A 17,707-nucleotide genomic window follows, 5' to 3' on the forward strand; every position below is an offset into this window, starting at 1 on the left:
CGACCACTGACATTCGAAGATGCATCCGATCAAAATTCACGTCTCCGGGGTCACGAAACGGTGACGAACGCGATCAACGGGCGGTGCTAGTCCCAGATCGGATCGTCGGGGTCGGGGGAGTCCGTGCCGTCGGCGTCGGTCATGATGCGCGCGCCGGCGATCCACGAGGTCAGTGCGTCGCCGTGGAGCGTATGAGGGTGCGGCACGCCGAGGAGGTCGGGGTTCGTCGCGACGGCGAGCGGCTCATCGCTCGCGAAGACGACGACGTTGCCGAGCGGGCCTTCGTCATCGTTCGGTTCTGCGTCGAGGACGACGGCGACATGGTCGAACACCGTGCGCAGGGTGGCTGACTGTCGCCGTGAGTACTCGAAGGGATGTCCGTCGAGCAGGTTGACCGCCACGACTCCCCCCGCTGCGGAGCGCGCGGCGACACGGCGATAGAACTCCTGGCTGGCCACGCGATGCCGGATGACGGCGGCATCCCAGAGATCGACGACCGTGAACCGCGCACCCATCCACTCGCCGGCAAGCTCCGCGTCCGCGACCGCGCGCGCATCACCGAAGATGACGCGCAGATCGGTGCCCGGAGACAGCGGCAGCGCGGCGATCACCGCCTCGTAGAGAGTGGGCTCGAACTCGACCACGAGCTGCGGCGATCCGGCGCGCGTGGCCTCGACGTAGCGTGCCAGCGTGAGGGCACCGGCTCCCAGGTGCACGGTGAACAGCGGCGCACCGGGCTCAGCGGCAGCATCCATCACTCTGGCGATGTGCTGCGTGTAGTCGTATTCGAGATCGGTGGGGTCGGTCATCGAGACGACGGACTGCGGGATTCCGTCGACGCTGAGTTCGTAGCGACCGGGCCGCCTTCTCGACTGCACCAGCTTCGCCTTGCGATCCTCGAGCAGAAGGGAGAACACCCGGCGACTCTTCGGCACCCGTCGATCTTAGAGCGCGGGGAGCCGGTCGGAGAACACGCCGACCGCGCGCGACTACCCTGGAAGGAACATGGCACATCTTCTCGGGGCTGAAGCCCTGCATCTCGAATACCCGACCAGGGTCGTCTTCGACTCCGTGACCCTCGGCATCGAAGAGGGTGATCGCATCGGCATCGTCGGCCGCAACGGCGACGGCAAGTCGAGTCTTCTCGGCATGCTCGCGGGGATCAAGGAACCGAACTCGGGCCGCGTCACGGTGCGCGGCGGCACGCGCATCGGTGTGCTCGATCAGGCGGACACCCTCCCCGACGACCTGACCATCAGCGCCGCAGTGGTCGGGGACACCCCGGAGTACGAGTGGGCCGGCGACGCGCGGATCCGCGACGTCATCGAAGGACTGCTCACCGACCTGCCCTGGGATGCGGAGATCGGCTCCCTCAGCGGTGGTCAGCGGCGCCGGGTGTCGCTCGCCAAGCTCCTCACCGGAGACTGGGACGTCATCGCGCTGGATGAGCCGACCAACCACCTCGACGTCGAGGCCATCACCTGGCTCGCGGGGCATCTCAAGAAGCGCTGGTCGCCGAACGCCGGGGCCCTCATGGTCGTGACCCACGACCGGTGGTTCCTCGACGAGATCAGCACCGAGACCTGGGAAGTGCACGACCGGATCGTCGAGCCCTTCGAGGGCGGCTACGCGGCATACATCCTGCAGCGCGTCGAACGCGACCGCATGGCGGCGGCGACCGAGGCGAAGCGCCAGAACCTCGCCAAGAAGGAACTCGCCTGGCTCCGTCGCGGTGCTCCCGCCCGCACGGCCAAGCCGAAGTTCCGCATCGACGCGGCCAACGAGCTGATCGCCGATGTGCCGGAGATCCGCGACAAGGTGTCGCTGCAGTCGCTCGCGGTCTCGCGCCTCGGCAAGGACGTGGTCGATCTGCTCGACGTCGGCGTGACCTACCCGACGGCGGACGGCGGCGAGAAGGTCGTGCTGCGCGACGTCGAGTGGCGCATCGCACCGGGGGAGCGTACCGGCATCCTCGGCGTCAACGGCGCCGGCAAGTCGACGCTCCTCGGGCTCATCTCCGGCACGGTCGAACCGACCACGGGTCGGGTCAAGCGCGGCAAGACCGTGAAGGTGCAGACCCTCACCCAGCGACTCGACGAGCTCACTCAGCACTGGAACGACCCGGTGCGCGTGATCATCTCCGGGCTGCGCACCTCCTACACGATGGGAGCGGGCTCCAAGGCGCAGGACCTCACTCCCGGTCAGCTGCTCGAGCGGCTCGGCTTCGATTCGGCCCAGCTCTCCACTCCGGTCAAAGACCTCTCGGGTGGGCAGCAGCGTCGCCTGCAGCTCCTGCTCGTGCTGCTCGACCAGCCGAACGTGCTGATCCTCGACGAGCCGACCAACGACCTCGACACCGACATGCTCGCCGCGATCGAGGACCTCCTCGACTCCTGGTCGGGAACGCTCCTGGTCGTCAGCCACGACCGCTACTTCCTGGAACGCGTCACCGACCAGCAGTACGCGATCCTGGACGGGCATCTGCGGCACCTGCCCGGAGGGGTCGACGAGTACCTGCGGCTGCGCCACCTCCAGTCTTCGACCGGACCGAAGCAGACCGCCACGGCCGCAGCGACCGCGACGACCGCCGCCACCTCCAAAGGTCTCGATGGCGCGGCCCTGCGCACGGCTCAGAAGGAGGTGTCGGCCCTCGAGCGGCGCATCCAGAAGCTCACGCAGCAGGTCAACGCCGCCAAGACCGCGCTGGCCGACCACGACCAGTCCGACTACGAGGGCCTCGGCGAGCGGATGAAGAAGATCAGCGAGCAGCAGGCCGAGATCGAGGAGCTGGAGCTGCGCTGGTTCGAACTCACCGAGGAGATCGGCTGACGGAGGAATATCCTTCTCTCACCGCTGTTGGGAGGTAGGGATGGAAGGCCTCGAAGTAACGGTCCTGCTCGGACTCACGATTCTCGTCGGAACCCTGATCGCCCCGCGCGTGCGTCTCGCGCTGCCCCTCGTCCTGGTCATCTTCGGGCTGCTCCTCGGCTTCGTGCCACCACTGCGCGAGGTGCAGCTGCCGCCGGAGACGGTGCTCCTGCTGTTCCTCCCGGTGATGCTGTTCTGGGAGAGCCTGACGACCTCATTGCGGTCGATCCGCCGCGACTTCCGCTACATCCTGCCGATGAGCACCGTGCTGGTCGTCGCCTCGGCCTTCGCCGTGGCCGGCATCGGTGTGCTGTTCAGGATGCCGTGGGAGATCGCGCTCATCCTGGGCGCCGCCGTCGCTCCGCCCGACGCCACGGCCGTCGCCGCCCTCGGGCGCCTCCTCCCGCGACGCATGTTCATGAAGCTCAAAGCGGAGAGCCTGACCAACGACGGCACGGCTCTGGTGCTCTACGCGATCGCGGTCGCGCTCGCGCTCGGCGGTCAGATCACGCCGCTGTCGGTGACCGTCGATCTGCTGATCTCGTATGTCGGGGGGATCGCGGCCGGTACCGTGGTCGCCGCTCTCGGCTACCTGCTGCTGCGCCGCACGGCCTCGACGATCGTGATCAACGTCGCGCTGCTGCTGATCCCGTTCACGGCGTTCCTCCTCGCCGAGACGGTGCGCGCCTCCGGTGTGCTCGCGGTCGTCGTCGCCGGACTCATCGTCGCCTACGTGTCGCCGCGGGTCACGACCGCGTCCTCCCGTCGCCAGGCTGATGCGGCCTGGCCGTTCGGAGTCTTCCTGCTCAACGGTGCGCTGTTCGTCCTGATCGGACTCGAAGTGCAATACGTCGTGCATGAGATCTCGGCCGCGGCGATCGGCCGCCTCGTGCTCATCACGCTCGCGGTCTGGGCGACGCTCCTGGTCGTGCGATACCTCTTCCAGCTGCTGAACGTGCCGTTCCAGCGGCGGACCGATCCTCGACCCGCGAGGGGCGCACGATCTCGGGCGCGGGTCGTGTCCACTCTGGCGGGGATGCGCGGGGCGGTGTCTCTCGCCATCGCCTTGTCCGTGCCGGCGAGCATCACCGAAGGCGGCGCTCTGAACGGACGCGATGAGATCGTGTTCGTCACCGCTGGTGTCATCCTGCTGAGCCTTCTCGTCCAGGGCCCGTTCCTGCCCGCGATCGTGCGCTGGGCCCGCTTCCCGGCCGACCACGTCGAGGACGAGGAGTACGAGCTCGCCGAGCGCGCGATCTCCGGGGCCGCCCTGGCCGCTCTCGACGACCTCGCCGCCGAACACGGCGTGGGGCAGGAGGTGCGCGACCGCGTGCGCTCCGAGGGGTATCAGATGCTCGAGTTCGCGAATGCGCGCGCCCTGGCACGAGAACAGGCGCTGGTGGATGCGGAAGCCGACGCCCTCGACGAGATGCTGGGGGAGCCGGACCCGCTGGGTGCCGGCACCGCCACACCTCCGAGCGTCACCGATACCGGGGTGGATCAGGCCGACCCGCCCGACGGCACGGTCCTGCAGATGATCGCGACCTCGACCGACGTCGACATCGCACAGCGCTCGCCGCTGGTCCGGCACGAGGAGCACACGCGGCTCAAGCTCGCCCTCCTCGACCGGAAGCGGGAGGTGCTGCTGGGGCTTCGCGGTGCCGGCACCGTCGATGACGTCGTGGTGCGCCGGATCTCCGCCCGCCTCGACCTCGAGCAGGTGCGGCTGCAGGGCATCGAGGAGTTCGACTGAGCCGGGCGGCACCCGCTCGTGACGCCGTGTGACAGACCGATTCCGCGCGCGGCGGGAGGCCTGTCTAACGTAGGCGAGTCCCACCAGGAAGGAACTCCTCTCGCATGTCTCGCCGCACCACCACCATCCTCGCCGCGCTCGCCGCCGTTCCGCTCTTCGTCGCGCTCTCCGGCTGCGCCACGGCGTCTTCCGACGCCGGTTCCGGGGGCGAGGGATCGTCCGGGAACGAGGTCGTCAAGATCGGTGTCGTCGGCAAGAGCGACGAGCAGTGGCCGGCGTTCGTCGACGCCGCGGCTGAAGAGGGGATCACAGTCGAGCTGGTCGACTTCGGTTCCTACGAGCAGCCGAACCCCGCGCTGACCGAGGGGGAGATCGACCTCAACCAGTTCCAGCACATCGTCTACCTCGCCGAGTACAACAACGCCTCGGGCTCCGACCTCACCCCGATCGGCTCGACCGCGATCTACCCGCTCGGCCTCTACTCGACGAAGTACGACGACGTCGACAGCATCCCCGAGGGGGAGACGGTCGCGGTTCCGAACGACGCCTCCAACCAGGCCCGTGCGCTGAACGTGCTGCAGCAAGCTGGCCTCGTCGAGCTCAAGAGCGGTGGAACACCGTACTCGGACCTCGCCGACGTCGACACCGGCAAGTCCAAGGTCGAGGTCACGGCGCTCGAGGCCGCGCTCATCCCGACCTCGCTCCCGGACGTGGCCGCCGCGATCATCAACAACGACTTCGTGCAGGACGCGGGTCTCACGTTCGATGACGCGATCGCGCAGGATGACCCCGAAGACGCCAGCGCCCTTCCGTACGTGAACGTCTTCGCGGCCCGCGCCGAAGACGCCGACAACGAGACGTACCGCACGCTGGTCGAGATCTTCCAGACGAACGAGGCCGTGCAGAAGGGTCTGCTCGACTCCTCCGGTGGCACCGCGGTGGCGCTGCAGACGCCGGTGGAGGATCTGGTCGCCTCACTGAAGAAGGTTCAGCAAGACGCCGCGGACAAGGAGTAGGACCGGGACCGGAGCAGCACATGTCGATCGTCACTCTGACGAACGTCTCCAAGACCTATCCGCCGCGCACCCGTGAGGGCGCCGAAGTCGTCGCCGTGGACGACGTCTCCCTCTCCATCGAGAAGGGCGACGTCTTCGGCATCATCGGCTATTCCGGGGCGGGCAAGTCCACGCTCGTGCGTCTGATCAACGCGCTCGAACCGGCCACGAGTGGCACCATCACGGTGGACGGCGTCGACATCACCGCGCTCACCGAGCGCCAGCTGCGCACGGTCCGCGGCGGGATCGGCATGATCTTCCAGCAGTTCAACCTGTTCTCCTCGCGCACGGTCAAGGCCAACATCGCCTACCCGCTCACGCTCGCCGGGTGGTCGAAGCCCGACATCGAGAAGCGCGTCGCCGAACTGCTCCGCTTCGTGGGCCTCGCCGACAAGGCCAAGGCCTACCCCGAGCAGCTCTCCGGCGGGCAGAAGCAGCGCGTCGGCATCGCCCGCGCTCTCGCCACGGGCCCCGCGATCCTGCTCGCCGACGAGGCAACCAGCGCTCTCGACCCCCAGACCACTCACGAGGTGCTCGACCTGCTCCAACGGGTCAACAGGGAGCAGGGCGTCACGATCGTCGTCATCACGCACGAGATGGATGTGATCCAGACGATCGCGACGAAGGTGGCCGTGATGGAGAACGGCCGCGTGATCGAACAGGGCGACGTGTTCGACGTCTTCTCCTCGCCGCAGAACCCGGCGTCGCAACGGTTCGTCGGGACGGTGGTGAAGGGCGTGCCCTCGCCGTCCGAGCGCTCCATCCTGCGCGAGCGGCATCAGGGGCGCCTGGTCACGTTCTCGTTCCGTGACGGCGACTCCTCACAGGCTCAGGTCTTCCTCGATCTCGCCGGTGCCGGGCTCGACTTCGAGCTCGTGTACGGAGGGATCAACGACATCCGCGGGCGCGCGTTCGGACACCTCACGCTCGCGATCCGCGGCGACGACGCCGTGATCGATCGCACCCTGGCCGAGATCGCGCAGCGCGTCGAAGTCACCGAGATCGCCGGAGAGGAGACCCGCTGATGGATCGCTTGAACGAACTGTGGCCCGAGCTGTGGAAGGCCGCGCTCGAAACGCTCTACATGACGACGTTCGCGCTCGTCCTCGGTGGCATCCTCGGCCTGGCGATCGGCGTCATCCTCTACGTCACGCGCCCCGGCGGACTCGCGCAGAACAGGCCGGTCGCGCTCATCGCCAACCTCGGGGTGAACTTCTTCCGCCCGATCCCGTTCGTCCTCTTCGTGGCGGTCGCCCAGCCGTTCGCCCGTGCGGTCGTCGGCACGGGGATCGGCACCACCGCCGGCGCGTTCATGATCGCGCTCGCCGCCGCCTTCGCGATCGGCCGCATCGTCGAGCAGCACCTCGTCTCGGTCTCGCCCGGCGTGATCGAAGCCGCCCGCTCGATGGGCGCCGGTCCGTGGCGCATCCTCTTCACCGTGGCGATCCCCGAGTCGCTCGGCCCGCTGATCCTCGGCTACACGTTCATCGTGGTCGCGCTCATCGACATGACGGCGATGGCCGGACTGATCGGCGGCGGCGGTCTCGGCGCGTTCGCCCAGATCTACGGGTTCCGGCAGTTCGAACCGGTCGTGATGTGGGTGGCGATCGTCCTGATCGTGGTGTTCGTGCACCTCGTGCAGATGCTCGGCACGCGGCTCGCGCGCAAGGTCATGCGTCGCTGACGGGAGCGCCGGTGCGAGGCGCGTGCTGCAGCGTGCGGCGTGTGCGGAAGACCCGCTCCGTGCCGGTGAGCGGATCGACGAAGCGCAGTTCGCGCGCGAGCAGCTGCAGCGGACGCTCGAAGTCGTCCGGCAGATCGTCGAGAAGGTCGGGGTAGAACCGATCGTTCAGGATGCCGATGCCGAGGGCGGCGAGATGCACACGCAGTTGGTGCATCTTGCCGCTGTGCGGGCGGAGGAGGGTGTGCACGACGCGCTCGTCGCTGTCGATGAGCTCGACGAGCGTTTCGGAGTTCGGCTCCTTCGTGTCGTCGACCTGCACGCGCACCTGACCGCGCGCCTTCACGATGTTGTTGCGGTAGACCACGGGGAATGAGGGGAGCGTCCCGCTCGCGGGGCGTGCGGACACGGCTTCGTACACCTTCTGCACCTGCCGGTTCTCGAACAGCAGCTGGTACGCGCCGCGCGTCGCCGGACGTGTCGCGAACATCAGCAGCCCGGCTGTGGCCCGATCGAGTCGATGGATGGGGGCCAGGTCGGGGTTGTCGAGCAGGTTGCGCAGTCGGACCAGCGCGGAATTCTGCAGGAACTTCCCGCCGGGGGTCGTGGGCAGGAAATGCGGCTTGTCGACGACGACGAGATGGTCGTCCTGATGCAGGATCTCGATCTCGAACGGGATCCGTGTCTCGACGGCGGGCTCGCGGTAGTACCAGACGAACTCGACGCTGCCCAGCGGCGCATCACGCGGGAGGGGAGAGCCGTCGGCACGCACGATGTCGCCGCGGTCGAAACGCTCGAGCAGTCGCTCCGGGTCGAGGTGGAAGAAGCGCTCGACCATGTAGGCGGCAGCCGTCGGCCACGGGCCGGTGAGCGGCACGTGCAGCCGCGTCGCGCCCACGCCGTCGCGGACGGGGAGGGGAGAGGGCATGCCCATCAGCGGCCTCCGGTCACGAGTCGAAGCTCAGGCTCAGTTTGCGCAGGAGTCCGGCGAGGCGCTCGCGGTCCGACCGGGAGAGAGCCTGCAGGAGATCGGCCTCCACATCGACGAGACGCGTGATGGCGGCATCCACGCGGATCCGGCCGTCGTCGGTGAGGGTCACCAGCACGCTGCGACCGTCCCCGGGGTCGGCCTCCCGGCGAACGAAGCGACGCCCGACCAGGCGGTCGATCCGGTTCGTCATCGTGCCGCTCGACACCAGCGTCTGCTGCAGGAGCTGCTTGGGGGAGAGCTGGAACGGGGCACCGGCGCGGCGCAGCGCGGACAGCACGTCCCATTCCCAGTGCTCGAGGTCGCTGCGGCGGAAGACCTCACGCCGCGCGCGGTCCAGGTGCTTCGACAGCCGGTCCATCCGCGACAGGACCTCGAGAGGGGAGAAGTCGAGGTCCGGCCGTTGCGTGTTCCACGCGCCGACGATCCGGTCGACCTCATCCACCTCGCTCATCCGCCCATTATCGCGCGTGCGGAGAGGTGAGCCCGGACGCTGCGGGCAGGTCGACCGCCATGAAGGTGCTGTGCGGGTCGAGCACGTAGGTTCCGAACGGCCCGCACACGCGGAAGCCGGCCGCGGCGTACAGCGCGCGCGCCGGCACGAAGAACTCCGCACTCCCGGTTTCGAGCGAGACCCGGCGGATGCCGCGGGCCGCGGCGTCAGCCAGGAGGAACGCGAGCATGGTGCGACCGAGACCGCGTCCGCGCAGAGCGGGGTCGGTGCGCATCGACTTGATCTCCTCGTGCCCGTCTTCGACGGCCGCCAGAGCACCGGTGGCGACGGGGCGGCCGTCGAGGCGCCCGGCGAACAAGCGCACGCCCGGGGCGAGCAGACTCTCGAACGCCAGTGCATGGCGGCTCTCCGCCGGCGCGGTGTGCTCCAGCTCGGCGTGATGGGCGACCAGGAACTCGGCGAGGTCGGGGCGTGCACCCACCACCCGTTCGATCGACATGCTCATGACACCAGCATCCCAGAGCGGTGTTTCGGAAGGATGACAGGGGGCGTGTCAGCGGATCCGGGGCCGGAGCATGGCAGACTTGACCGGTGGCGTCCTCGGGACGGCGCGGTCCGCCGTGGTGTAATGGCAGCACGACAGCCTTTGGAGCTGTGAGGTCTAGGTTCGAGTCCTGGCGGCGGAGCATGACTGGGAACAACCTCGCCATCATCGTCCTGGCCGCGGGCCAGGGCACCCGAATGAAGTCGCGCCTCCCGAAGGTGCTGCATCCGATCAGCGGACGCCCGCTCGTCGGGCACGTGCTCACCACCGCCGGACGGCTGCAGGCCGCGCACGTCGAGGTCGTCGTGCGGCACGAGCGCGACCAGGTCGTCGCCGCCCTGACCGAGGACTACCCCGGTGTGGTGTTCGTCGACCAGGACGACATCCCCGGCACCGGACGCGCTGTGCAGGTGGCCGTCGACGCTCTCCCCGCCGACTTCGACGGCGATGTGCTCGTCCTCTCCGGCGACTGCCCGCTGGCGGATGCAGAGACGCTCTCCGCCTTCCTGGCGGAGCACCGTGCCTCCGGTGCGCCGGCCACGCTGATGACCGCACTGGTCGACGACCCGACCGGCTACGGCCGCGTCGTGCGCGATGCCGACGGGGGAGTCGACCGCATCGTGGAGCAGAAGGACGCGAACGCCGAAGAGGCCGCCGTCCGCGAGATCAACGCCGGGATGTACGTGTTCCGCGCTGCGACGCTGCGGGACTACCTCCCTCGGGTCGGCGTCGACAACGCCCAGGGCGAGATGTACCTGACCGATGTCCCCGGACTGCTCCGCCGCGACGGCGATCGGGTGGCGGCCTCAGTCGTCTCCGACATCTCCGTCACCTTCGGCGTCAACGATCGCGCCCAGCTCGCCGAGGTCGGCCGTCTGCTCAATCAGCGCATCGTGCGCCGCTGGCAGCTCGAAGGCGTCACCGTGATCGACCCGGCCACGACCTGGATCGATGACGATGCGACGCTCTCGCCCGACGTCACGATCCTCCCCAACACCCAGATCCTGCGGGCTACGGCGATCGCCTCCGGCGCGGTCATCGGTCCAGACACGACTCTGGTCGACTGCGAGGTCGGCGAGGATGCGGTCGTCCGCCGCACGGACGCCACGCTCGCGGTGATCGGCGCCGAAGCGACGGTGGGCCCGTTCTCCTTCCTCCGCCCCGGCACGGTCCTGGGCGCCAAGGGCAAGATCGGCGCGTACGTCGAGACCAAGAACGCCGAGATCGGCGAAGGCAGCAAGGTGCCCCATCTCTCCTACGTGGGCGACGCCACGATCGGACGCGGCGTGAACCTCGGCGCGAGCACGATCACCGCCAACTACGACGACGTCAACAAGCACCGGACCGAGATCGGCGACGAGGTGCACACCGGGTCGCACACGGTGCTCGTGGCGCCCGTTAGGCTGGGAGCCGGTGCGAAGACCGGTGCAGGCGCCGTCGTCCGCAAGGACGTCCCCGCCGGCGCGCTGGCCATGAGCGTCGCCCCCCAGCGCAACATCGAGGGCTGGGTCGAGAAGAACAGAGCAGGCACGGGCGCGGCGGATGCTGCGTCCCGCGAGAATTCAGCGGAATAGGCGGACATGGCGCGCAAGAAGAAGACGGTCGATCTGGATCGCGACAACGGCGTGGCACCGGGGATCATCGCCAAGACCAAGAAGCGGCTCGTCGTCGCCGGTGGCCGCTCGCACCCCGAGCTCACCGCAGCCGTCGCCGAGGCGCTCGGCACCGAGATCGCGCCGGTCGAGCACCGCACGTTCGCATCGGGTGAGATCTACGCCCGCTTCGAGGTGTCGATCCGTGGAGTGGATCTCTTCCTCATCCAGACGTTCGGCGAGCCGGTCAACGAGTGGCTCATGGAGACGCTGATCATGATCGACGCGGCCAAGCGCGCGTCGGCCAAGCGCATCACCGTCGTCGCCCCCTACTATCCGTACTCGCGTCAGGACAAGAAGGGTCGCGGCCGTGAGCCGATCAGCGCCCGACTCGTCGCCGACCTGCTGAAGACCGCGGGCGCCGACCGTGTCATGAGCGTCGACCTGCACGCGGCGCAGATCCAGGGCTTCTTCGACGGTCCCGTCGACCACCTGTTCGCCAAGCCCGTGCTCCTCGACTACTTCGAGCGCACGCTGTCGCCGGCGGACCGTGAGATCCTCACCGTCGTCTCCCCGGACATGGGGCGTGTGCGCGTGGCAGACACCTGGTCCGACAGTCTCGGTGCCCCGCTCGCGATCATCCACAAGCGTCGTGATCCCAAGGTCGCCAACCAGGTCTCGGTGCATGAGATCGTCGGTGCCGTCGAGGGGCGCACGTGCCTCCTGGTCGACGACATGATCGACACCGGCGGCACGATCGTCAAGGCCGCACAGGCGCTCAAGGCGAACGGCGCTCACCGCGTCATCGTCGCTGCGACCCACGCGATCTTCAGCGACCCGGCATCCGAGCGCTTGCAGGACTCGTCCATCGACGAGGTCGTGATCACCGACACGATCCCGCTCACGGAGTCGCGCCGGTGGGAGAAGCTGACGATCCTCCCGATCGCGCCGCTGCTCGCCCGCGCGATCCACGAGGTCTTCGAAGACGGCTCGGTGACGAGCATGTTCGGCGGCGACGCGTAACGCATCGTCGTGGCACAGCCCGCGCATAGCCACGGTGCTTACGGTCGAAGAGCCGACCACCGGAGTCGACCGACGCCGAGCCGGGAGGACCACACCATGATCCGCACGACCGTACCGACCTCTGTCCGCAAGGGATCCGCGATCCTCGGGATCGCGGGGCTCTTCGTCCTCGCCGGATGCTCCGGCACTGCCGACGCCGAGCCGCCGGCAGACGGTGGGGCGACGGCCGACACCGGTTCGTCGTCGTCCTCCGGCGGCGATTCCACGGGGGACTACGCCGATGGCACCTACACGGCCGACGGTTCGTACCAGACGCCCGAGACGGTCGAGCAGATCTCCGTCACCCTGACCCTCGCGGACGGCGTCGTGACGGACGTCGAGGTCACGGGTGACCCGAAGGCGCCTGAGACCGAGCAGTACCAGGGCCAGTTCATCGCCGGAATCGCGGACGAGGTCGAGGGCGTCGCGCTCGACGAGTTGAACGTGAGTCGCGTCGCCGGTTCCTCGCTCACCAGTGGCGGGTTCAACGAGGCCGTCGCGTCGATCAAGGAGCAGGCGGCCGCCTAGGCGCCTGACGCCCATGGCGACCTGGCGCTTCGAGGCGATCGGAACGCACTGGGAGATCGAGACCGGCGATCCGCTCCCGGACGCCGAGCGCGTCGAGGTCTCGGCCGTGATCGCACGATTCGACCGCGAGTGGTCCCGCTTCCGTGATGACTCGGAGGTCATGCGGCTGGGGCGCGAGGGGGGAACGCTCGTCTCGGCCGATGCCGGTCCGATGCTCGAGGCGTACGGGCAGCTCTCCCGGGCGACCGGGGGAGCGGTGAACCCGCTCGTGGCCGACAGCCTCAGCGCGCTCGGGTACGATGCCGGGTATTCGCTCGTGGCCGGCGATCCGGTGCGCGCTCCGGGTGACTGGCAGCGACACGTGACCTGGACGCCGGGCGCGGCCACCGCATCCGTCCCCGCCCTCCTCGACGTCGGGGCACTCGGCAAGGGGCGCCTGGTCGATCTCGTGATGGGCACCCTGTCGACCGTGCCCGGCGATGTGGTGGTCGACGCCGGCGGCGACATCCGGGTCCGCGGTGCGGGGGTGCGGATCGGTCTGGAGCATCCCTACGACGCACGGAAGGCGATCGGGGTCGTCGAGGTGAAGGACCAGGCGCTGTGTGCCTCGGCCGTGAACCGGCGGGCGTGGGGGAGCGGGCTGCACCATGTCCTCGATGCCCGGACGGGCCTCCCGGTGCGCACCTGGGCGGCGACCTGGGCGCTGGCTGCGGACGCGATGACGGCGGATGCGGTCGCCACCGCGCTCTTCTTCGACGGCGGCCCCGAACTCGCCGCGGGCTGGGGTGTGGAATGGGTCCGCATGAGCACCGACGGCTCGGTGCAGCGCTCACCCGGATGCCCGGCGGAGCTGTTCCTCGTCACCGCGAAGAAGCGCCCTGCAGCGACGAATTAGGGAAGAGTGGACACCGTGATCACGTCATTCGCCGCCGCACGCCAACGGGTCCTCGCGGTGCTGGGTTCCCTGTCGATGTACCGCCTCGTGCTCTTCGCGCTCATCGCGCTCGCGGTCACGGCCTTCGTGCTGTCGCTGCTCGGGGTCATCGTCTCACCGACACCGGGGGAGATGGTGGCGTCCTTCCTGGTGCTGGCGGTCGTCATCTCCGCGGTCGACGCCGTGGCTCAGCGCATCCTCCACCTCCCGTGGCGTATCGAATCGTCGCTCGTCACCGCCCTGATCCTGCTGTTCGTGCTCCGCCCCGGCCTCGCCCCCGGCGCTCTACTGGGGCTCGCCCTCGCCGGAGCCGTCGCGAGCGTGTCGAAGTACCTGATCGCGTGGCGCGGCCGACACATCTTCAACCCCGCTGCGTTCGGTGCGGCCGTGGTCTCGATCCTGGGAGCCTTCGGAGCCTTCGAGTGGTTGGGCACCTCCTCGTCGTGGTGGGTGGGGACGCCGGTGCTGACCATCCCCGTGGCGGTGCTGGGCCTCGCGGTGCTGTGGCGCACCGAGAAGGTGCGTGTGGTGCTGGTCTTCCTGTTCGTCGCGGTGGCGACCTCGGTGGTGCGCCAGGCGGTGCAGGCCACGCAGTTCGACATCGGATTCGAACTGTCGACCGCACTGCAGTTCGCCGTGCTGCAGTCGCCCTTCCTGTTCCTCGGAGCTTTCATGCTCTCCGAGCCGCTGACCCTCCCGCCTCGGCGTCGCCAGCAGCTCGTCGTGGCCGTCGTCGTGGGAGTGCTCGCCGGCTGGCCGATCTCGGTGGCTGGTCTCTTCACCCTCGGGCAGGAGCGCGCGCTGCTCATCGGCAACCTCGTGGCCTTCGTCTTCGCCCTCCGCGGTTCGGTGCGGCTGGTGCTCGAGCGTCGTGCGTTCGTCACCCCGACCGCTCAGGAGCTCACCTTCCGGGCGAAGGGGCGGGTGCGTTTCCTCCCCGGCCAGTATCTCGAGCTCGACGTTCCGCACCGCCGTCCCGATGCCCGTGGAACCCGGCGGGAGTTCAGCATCGTGTCCGCCCCGGCTGATCTGCCGACGCTGCGCATCGCGTACAAGAACGGTGACCAGAAGCATCCCTCGAGCTACAAGCGCGCCTTGGCCGAGGCAGAGCCCGGAGCGACTTTCGCGGTCACCGGCACCTGGGGCGACTTCATCCTGCCGCGCGGAGACAGTCCGGTGCTGATGGTGGCGGCGGGCATCGGGGTGACGCCGTTCGTGTCGCAGTTGCGTCAGCTGCGGGCCACGGGGCAGCAGCGCGATGTGGTGCTCGTCTACGTGGCGTCCCAGGCCTCCGAGCTCGCGTTCCGCGACGAGCTCGGCGCGACCGGCGTGCGCACGGTCGTGTTCACCCGCGACGAGCCCACGGATCTGCCCGCGCATTGGGCCTGGGCGCAGGGAGCGCGCCTGGATGCGGAGATCCTGGAGCGCACGGTCGCCGACCTCGGCACGCGCCACGCCTTCATCTCGGGCCCGCCGCGGCTGATCGCCGACCTCGCCCCCGCGTTGCAGAAGGCTCGCAGCCTCACGACCGACGCCTTCGCGGGCTACTGACCCCCCGCCCCCGCCCCGGCCCGCCCCCCGCGTGTGGTGCATCCGTCGGGAGTTTGAACGGATGTCGGGCGATCTCCCGGTTTGGACCCGACGTCCGTGAAACCTCCCGGCAGGCGTGCGAGGCGTGTCTTCCTGCAGAACGCGAACGTGGTCGCCGTGTGTCCACAATCGGGCATTCCGGGCGTCGGAGGCGACCGCAGCGAAGGCAGGATCGTCGAATGCTCAGAGCCGCAGCAGTGACCGCCCAGCACGGCGGAGTCGTCCGAGGAACCCTTCTTCAGCGCTACGGGATCACCCGTCGGATGCGGGCCGACGAGGTGCGGGCGGGCGCACTCGTGCGGGTGAGACCGGGCGTGTTCGCCGTGCCGACCGCTGACCTGAGTATGCAGGAGGCCGCGGCTCACGGCGGGGCGCTGACCTGCACGCACGCCCTGCGGTTGCACGGCATCTGGGTGCTGTCCGCGGACGGTCCCCCGCACGTGTGGCTCGGAGGGAACGGGCGTGTTCATCACGCGGACTGCGAGTGCGTCGGGCACTACGACGCCGGGCGGGCGGGAGTCGGCCTCGCACCGTTGGAGGAGGTGCTCATCCACGTGTACCGCTGCGCTGGCGATGAGGTGTTCTTCGCCGCGCTCGAGTCCGCGTTGACGCAGCGCAAGATCTCTTCCGCCGCGCGTCAACGCATCCGCCGCCGCCTGCCCGCTCGCGCCCACTGGCTCGTCGATCTGGCGCGGTCCGACGCCGACAGCGGCCTCGAGTCGCTCCTGAGGCTCCGACTGCATCTGAGCGGCATCACGCTGGAGTGCCAGGTGCGCATCCCCACCGTCGGCAAGGTCGACTTCGTCCTCGACGGCCTTCTGATCCTCGAGGCGGATGGGAAGGGCAATCATGAGGCCCCCGGGCACCGGCATCGGGATCTGGTGAGGGATGCTGCCGCCTCGGTCCTCGGCTACGAGACACTGCGGTTCGACTACGCGCAGATCGTGCACGCGTGGCCGACCGTCGAAGCAGCGGTGATCGCGGCCATCCTCCGTATCCGGGGGCGTGACTGACCTGCGGACCATCCTTCTGCGCGTTCGTCGGGAGATCGGACGGATGTCGGGAGGAAGGGCCCGCCCCGACCTGCAACCGTCCGATCTCCCGACAAACGCAAGGGCAGGACGGGACGGGACGGGAGCCGCGCGGTCCGACGCGCCTCAGGCCTCGGAGGCCGCGCTCGCCGGCGTGGCCGGGATGCGGACCGTGAAGGTCGTGTCGCCCGGTTCGCTGGTGACGTCGATGGTGCCGTGGTGCCCTTCGACGATGGCCTTGACGATCGCGAGGCCGAGCCCGGTCCCGCCGGTCTGACGGGCTCGTGAGCTGTCACCGCGGGCGAAGCGAGCGAACAGCTCGTCGCGGATGGCGGGGTCGATGCCGGGGCCGTCGTCGTGGACCCGCAGCACCGCGTCCTCGCCGTCCTGCATGACGCTGAGCGTGACGGTCGTCCCTGCGGGGGTATGCGTGCGCGCATTCGCCAGGAGGTTGGCGACCACCTGGTGCATCCGCCCCGCGTCGCCCACGATGGTGACGGGCTCTTCGGGGACCTCGATCTGCCAGTGGTGGTCCACGGCCGTGGGACGCGCATCGGAGAGGCCTTCGAGGGCCAGCTGCGTGAGGTCCACCGTGCTGTAGACGAGCTCGCGTCCCTCATCGAGGCGCGCCAGCAGGAGCAGGTCCTCGACGAGTCGTGTCATCCGCAGCGACTGCGCCTGGATGCGCTCGAGGGAGGTCGTGGTGCTCTCGATCACCTCGGGGCGCTCAGCGCTCCGATCGGACTGATGCAGCGCGCGCAGCGACAGCTCCGAGTAGCCACGGATGGAGGCGAGCGGGGTGCGCAGCTCATGACTCGCGTCGGCGACGAAGCGTCGCATCCGCTCTTCGTTCTTCTGCCTCGAGGCGAGCGAGCTGTTCACGTGATCGAGGAGCTTGTTCAGCGATGCCCCGACGAGTCCGGTCTCGGTGCGCGGATCGGCCTCGTATGAAGGAACACGTTCCGTGATGGTCACCTCACCGCGATCGAGCTGCTGGTTCGCGACCCGGGTCGCCGTCATCGCGACGGCACGGAGTGGTCTCAGTCCCACGCGGATGGTGACCGCTGTGGTCAACGCGAGCAGGATGAGACCGCCGATCGTCGCGAGGGCGATGACGGTGAGCAGCTGGGCGAGCTGATTCTGGATCTCGTCGCGGGGGAGACCCGTGACGACGCCGACGCCGCTCGCAGTGTTCAGCGCCATGATCCGGTAGGAGCCGAGATCGGAGATCGAGACCGTGGCCACGGAGGTGCCGTTCAGCGCCGCGGCGATCTCGGCTATCTGCGTCGCGTCGAGCGGCTGCAGTGTGCCCGTGAACTCGTCGCCGGGAGTGTTCGTCACGACGACTCCGGAGGCGCCGGTGAGGGGGCTGACCACGGCCAGCAGGAGCCCCGACTGCGGCACGTTCTGCCCCGACAGGATGTTGGACGCGGTCGCGTCGCTCGGGGAGAAATTGTGCGCCCATCGCGCGACCTGGTCCGCGGAGGCGCTCAGCTTCTGATCGAGCTGATCCTCCATGGTCTTCCCCAGGGTCGCGCTCGTGATGATGGCGACGATGATGAGGATCAGCGACACGAACCCGATCACGGCCGTCATCAGCCGCGTCTGCAGGCTCATCGGCCTCCTC

16 protein-coding genes and 1 tRNA gene are annotated in these 17,707 nt (G+C 68.9%); 12 read left to right on the plus strand and 5 right to left on the minus strand.

The window, feature by feature from the left end; all coding sequences use genetic code 11:
• Positions 1-86: 86 nt before the first annotated feature.
• The gene (locus KV397_RS05080) at positions 87-935 is read right to left on the minus strand and encodes a spermidine synthase (protein WP_131491569.1); all 849 of its coding nucleotides are present in this window, start codon (positions 933-935) and stop codon (positions 87-89) included.
• A gap of 70 nt (positions 936-1,005) precedes the next feature.
• On the opposite strand from KV397_RS05080, the gene KV397_RS05085 reads away from it, so the two are divergent.
• The 5 genes from KV397_RS05085 (at position 1,006) to KV397_RS05105 (ending at position 7,360) form a co-directional block, all read left to right on the plus strand.
• Positions 1,006-2,829: an ABC-F family ATP-binding cassette domain-containing protein gene (locus KV397_RS05085; protein ID WP_261812319.1), complete on the plus strand. Its 1,824-nt coding sequence runs from the start codon at positions 1,006-1,008 to the stop codon at positions 2,827-2,829.
• A 40-nt stretch (positions 2,830-2,869) separates the two neighbouring features.
• A complete protein-coding gene (locus tag KV397_RS05090; protein WP_261812320.1) occupies positions 2,870-4,621 on the plus strand; it encodes a Na+/H+ antiporter in 1,752 nt (583 codons plus the stop codon).
• A 104-nt stretch (positions 4,622-4,725) separates the two neighbouring features.
• Entirely contained in the window at positions 4,726-5,637 is a 912-nt protein-coding gene (locus tag KV397_RS05095) for a MetQ/NlpA family ABC transporter substrate-binding protein (protein ID WP_248570104.1), read from the plus strand.
• A 20-nt stretch (positions 5,638-5,657) separates the two neighbouring features.
• A complete protein-coding gene (locus tag KV397_RS05100) occupies positions 5,658-6,701 on the plus strand; it encodes a methionine ABC transporter ATP-binding protein (RefSeq protein ID WP_248570103.1) in 1,044 nt (347 codons plus the stop codon).
• Positions 6,701-7,360, plus strand: coding sequence for a methionine ABC transporter permease (locus KV397_RS05105; protein ID WP_248570102.1), 660 nt, complete (start codon positions 6,701-6,703; stop codon positions 7,358-7,360). The genes KV397_RS05100 and KV397_RS05105 overlap by 1 nt, the downstream gene beginning before the upstream one ends.
• On the opposite strand, the gene KV397_RS05110 is transcribed toward KV397_RS05105, so the two are convergent.
• Genes KV397_RS05110 through KV397_RS05120 form a run of 3 tightly spaced genes read right to left on the minus strand, consistent with a single transcriptional unit; the run spans position 7,347 to position 9,304 of the window.
• On the minus strand, positions 7,347-8,285 hold the full coding sequence (locus KV397_RS05110; protein WP_261812321.1) for a pseudouridine synthase: 939 nt from the start codon (positions 8,283-8,285) through the stop codon (positions 7,347-7,349). The genes KV397_RS05105 and KV397_RS05110 overlap by 14 nt on opposite strands.
• Before the next feature lie 19 nt (positions 8,286-8,304).
• A complete protein-coding gene (locus KV397_RS05115) occupies positions 8,305-8,799 on the minus strand; it encodes a MarR family winged helix-turn-helix transcriptional regulator (protein ID WP_047519203.1) in 495 nt (164 codons plus the stop codon).
• Positions 8,800-8,806: 7 nt separating this feature from the next.
• Entirely contained in the window at positions 8,807-9,304 is a 498-nt protein-coding gene (locus KV397_RS05120) for a GNAT family N-acetyltransferase (RefSeq protein ID WP_248570101.1), read from the minus strand.
• A 109-nt stretch (positions 9,305-9,413) separates the two neighbouring features.
• Here KV397_RS05120 and KV397_RS05125 point away from each other — a divergent pair.
• From KV397_RS05125 to KV397_RS05155, 7 genes are all read left to right on the plus strand, one after another.
• Positions 9,414-9,485: transfer RNA gene (locus KV397_RS05125), tRNA-Gln, on the plus strand.
• Position 9,486: 1 nt separating this feature from the next.
• A complete protein-coding gene (glmU, locus tag KV397_RS05130) occupies positions 9,487-10,917 on the plus strand; it encodes a bifunctional UDP-N-acetylglucosamine diphosphorylase/glucosamine-1-phosphate N-acetyltransferase GlmU (protein WP_047519207.1) in 1,431 nt (476 codons plus the stop codon).
• A gap of 6 nt (positions 10,918-10,923) precedes the next feature.
• Entirely contained in the window at positions 10,924-11,958 is a 1,035-nt protein-coding gene (locus KV397_RS05135; RefSeq protein ID WP_047519209.1) for a ribose-phosphate diphosphokinase, read from the plus strand.
• A 96-nt stretch (positions 11,959-12,054) separates the two neighbouring features.
• Positions 12,055-12,525, plus strand: a complete 471-nt coding sequence (locus KV397_RS05140; RefSeq protein WP_047519211.1) for an FMN-binding protein — start codon at positions 12,055-12,057, stop codon at positions 12,523-12,525.
• Positions 12,526-12,538: 13 nt separating this feature from the next.
• Positions 12,539-13,420 carry an FAD:protein FMN transferase gene (locus tag KV397_RS05145; protein ID WP_261812322.1) on the plus strand — a complete coding sequence of 294 codons (882 nt, stop codon included), beginning with the start codon at positions 12,539-12,541 and terminating at the stop codon, positions 13,418-13,420.
• Between the two features lie 15 nt (positions 13,421-13,435).
• On the plus strand, positions 13,436-15,010 hold the full coding sequence (locus KV397_RS05150; RefSeq protein WP_261812323.1) for an FAD-dependent oxidoreductase: 1,575 nt from the start codon (positions 13,436-13,438) through the stop codon (positions 15,008-15,010).
• A gap of 218 nt (positions 15,011-15,228) precedes the next feature.
• On the plus strand, positions 15,229-16,062 hold the full coding sequence (locus KV397_RS05155) for a DUF559 domain-containing protein (RefSeq protein ID WP_261812324.1): 834 nt from the start codon (positions 15,229-15,231) through the stop codon (positions 16,060-16,062).
• Between the two features lie 144 nt (positions 16,063-16,206).
• On the opposite strand, the gene KV397_RS05160 is transcribed toward KV397_RS05155, so the two are convergent.
• Positions 16,207-17,697, minus strand: coding sequence for a sensor histidine kinase (locus tag KV397_RS05160; RefSeq protein WP_261812325.1), 1,491 nt, complete (start codon positions 17,695-17,697; stop codon positions 16,207-16,209).
• Positions 17,698-17,707 lie beyond the last annotated feature (10 nt).

The organism is Microbacterium aurugineum, assembly GCF_023101205.1.
GTDB classification, from domain to species: Bacteria; Actinomycetota; Actinomycetes; order Actinomycetales; family Microbacteriaceae; genus Microbacterium; species Microbacterium aurugineum.

What these genes read in the sequence shown, in the direction of transcription:
- KV397_RS05085 (WP_261812319.1), top strand. Translation starts at nt 1,006, where the DNA reads ATGGCACATCTTCTCGGGGCTGAAGCCCTGCATCTCGAATACCCGACC.
- KV397_RS05090 (WP_261812320.1), top strand. Translation starts at nt 2,870, where the DNA reads ATGGAAGGCCTCGAAGTAACGGTCCTGCTCGGACTCACGATTCTCGTC.
- KV397_RS05095 (WP_248570104.1), top strand. Translation starts at nt 4,726, where the DNA reads ATGTCTCGCCGCACCACCACCATCCTCGCCGCGCTCGCCGCCGTTCCG.
- KV397_RS05100 (WP_248570103.1), top strand. Translation starts at nt 5,658, where the DNA reads ATGTCGATCGTCACTCTGACGAACGTCTCCAAGACCTATCCGCCGCGC.
- KV397_RS05105 (WP_248570102.1), top strand. Translation starts at nt 6,701, where the DNA reads ATGGATCGCTTGAACGAACTGTGGCCCGAGCTGTGGAAGGCCGCGCTC.
- KV397_RS05110 (WP_261812321.1), bottom strand. Translation starts at nt 8,285, where the DNA reads ATGCCCTCTCCCCTCCCCGTCCGCGACGGCGTGGGCGCGACGCGGCTG.
- KV397_RS05115 (WP_047519203.1), bottom strand. Translation starts at nt 8,799, where the DNA reads ATGAGCGAGGTGGATGAGGTCGACCGGATCGTCGGCGCGTGGAACACG.
- KV397_RS05120 (WP_248570101.1), bottom strand. Translation starts at nt 9,304, where the DNA reads ATGAGCATGTCGATCGAACGGGTGGTGGGTGCACGCCCCGACCTCGCC.
- glmU (WP_047519207.1), top strand. Translation starts at nt 9,487, where the DNA reads ATGACTGGGAACAACCTCGCCATCATCGTCCTGGCCGCGGGCCAGGGC.
- KV397_RS05135 (WP_047519209.1), top strand. Translation starts at nt 10,924, where the DNA reads ATGGCGCGCAAGAAGAAGACGGTCGATCTGGATCGCGACAACGGCGTG.
- KV397_RS05140 (WP_047519211.1), top strand. Translation starts at nt 12,055, where the DNA reads ATGATCCGCACGACCGTACCGACCTCTGTCCGCAAGGGATCCGCGATC.
- KV397_RS05145 (WP_261812322.1), top strand. Translation starts at nt 12,539, where the DNA reads ATGGCGACCTGGCGCTTCGAGGCGATCGGAACGCACTGGGAGATCGAG.
- KV397_RS05155 (WP_261812324.1), top strand. Translation starts at nt 15,229, where the DNA reads ATGCTCAGAGCCGCAGCAGTGACCGCCCAGCACGGCGGAGTCGTCCGA.
- KV397_RS05160 (WP_261812325.1), bottom strand. Translation starts at nt 17,697, where the DNA reads ATGAGCCTGCAGACGCGGCTGATGACGGCCGTGATCGGGTTCGTGTCG.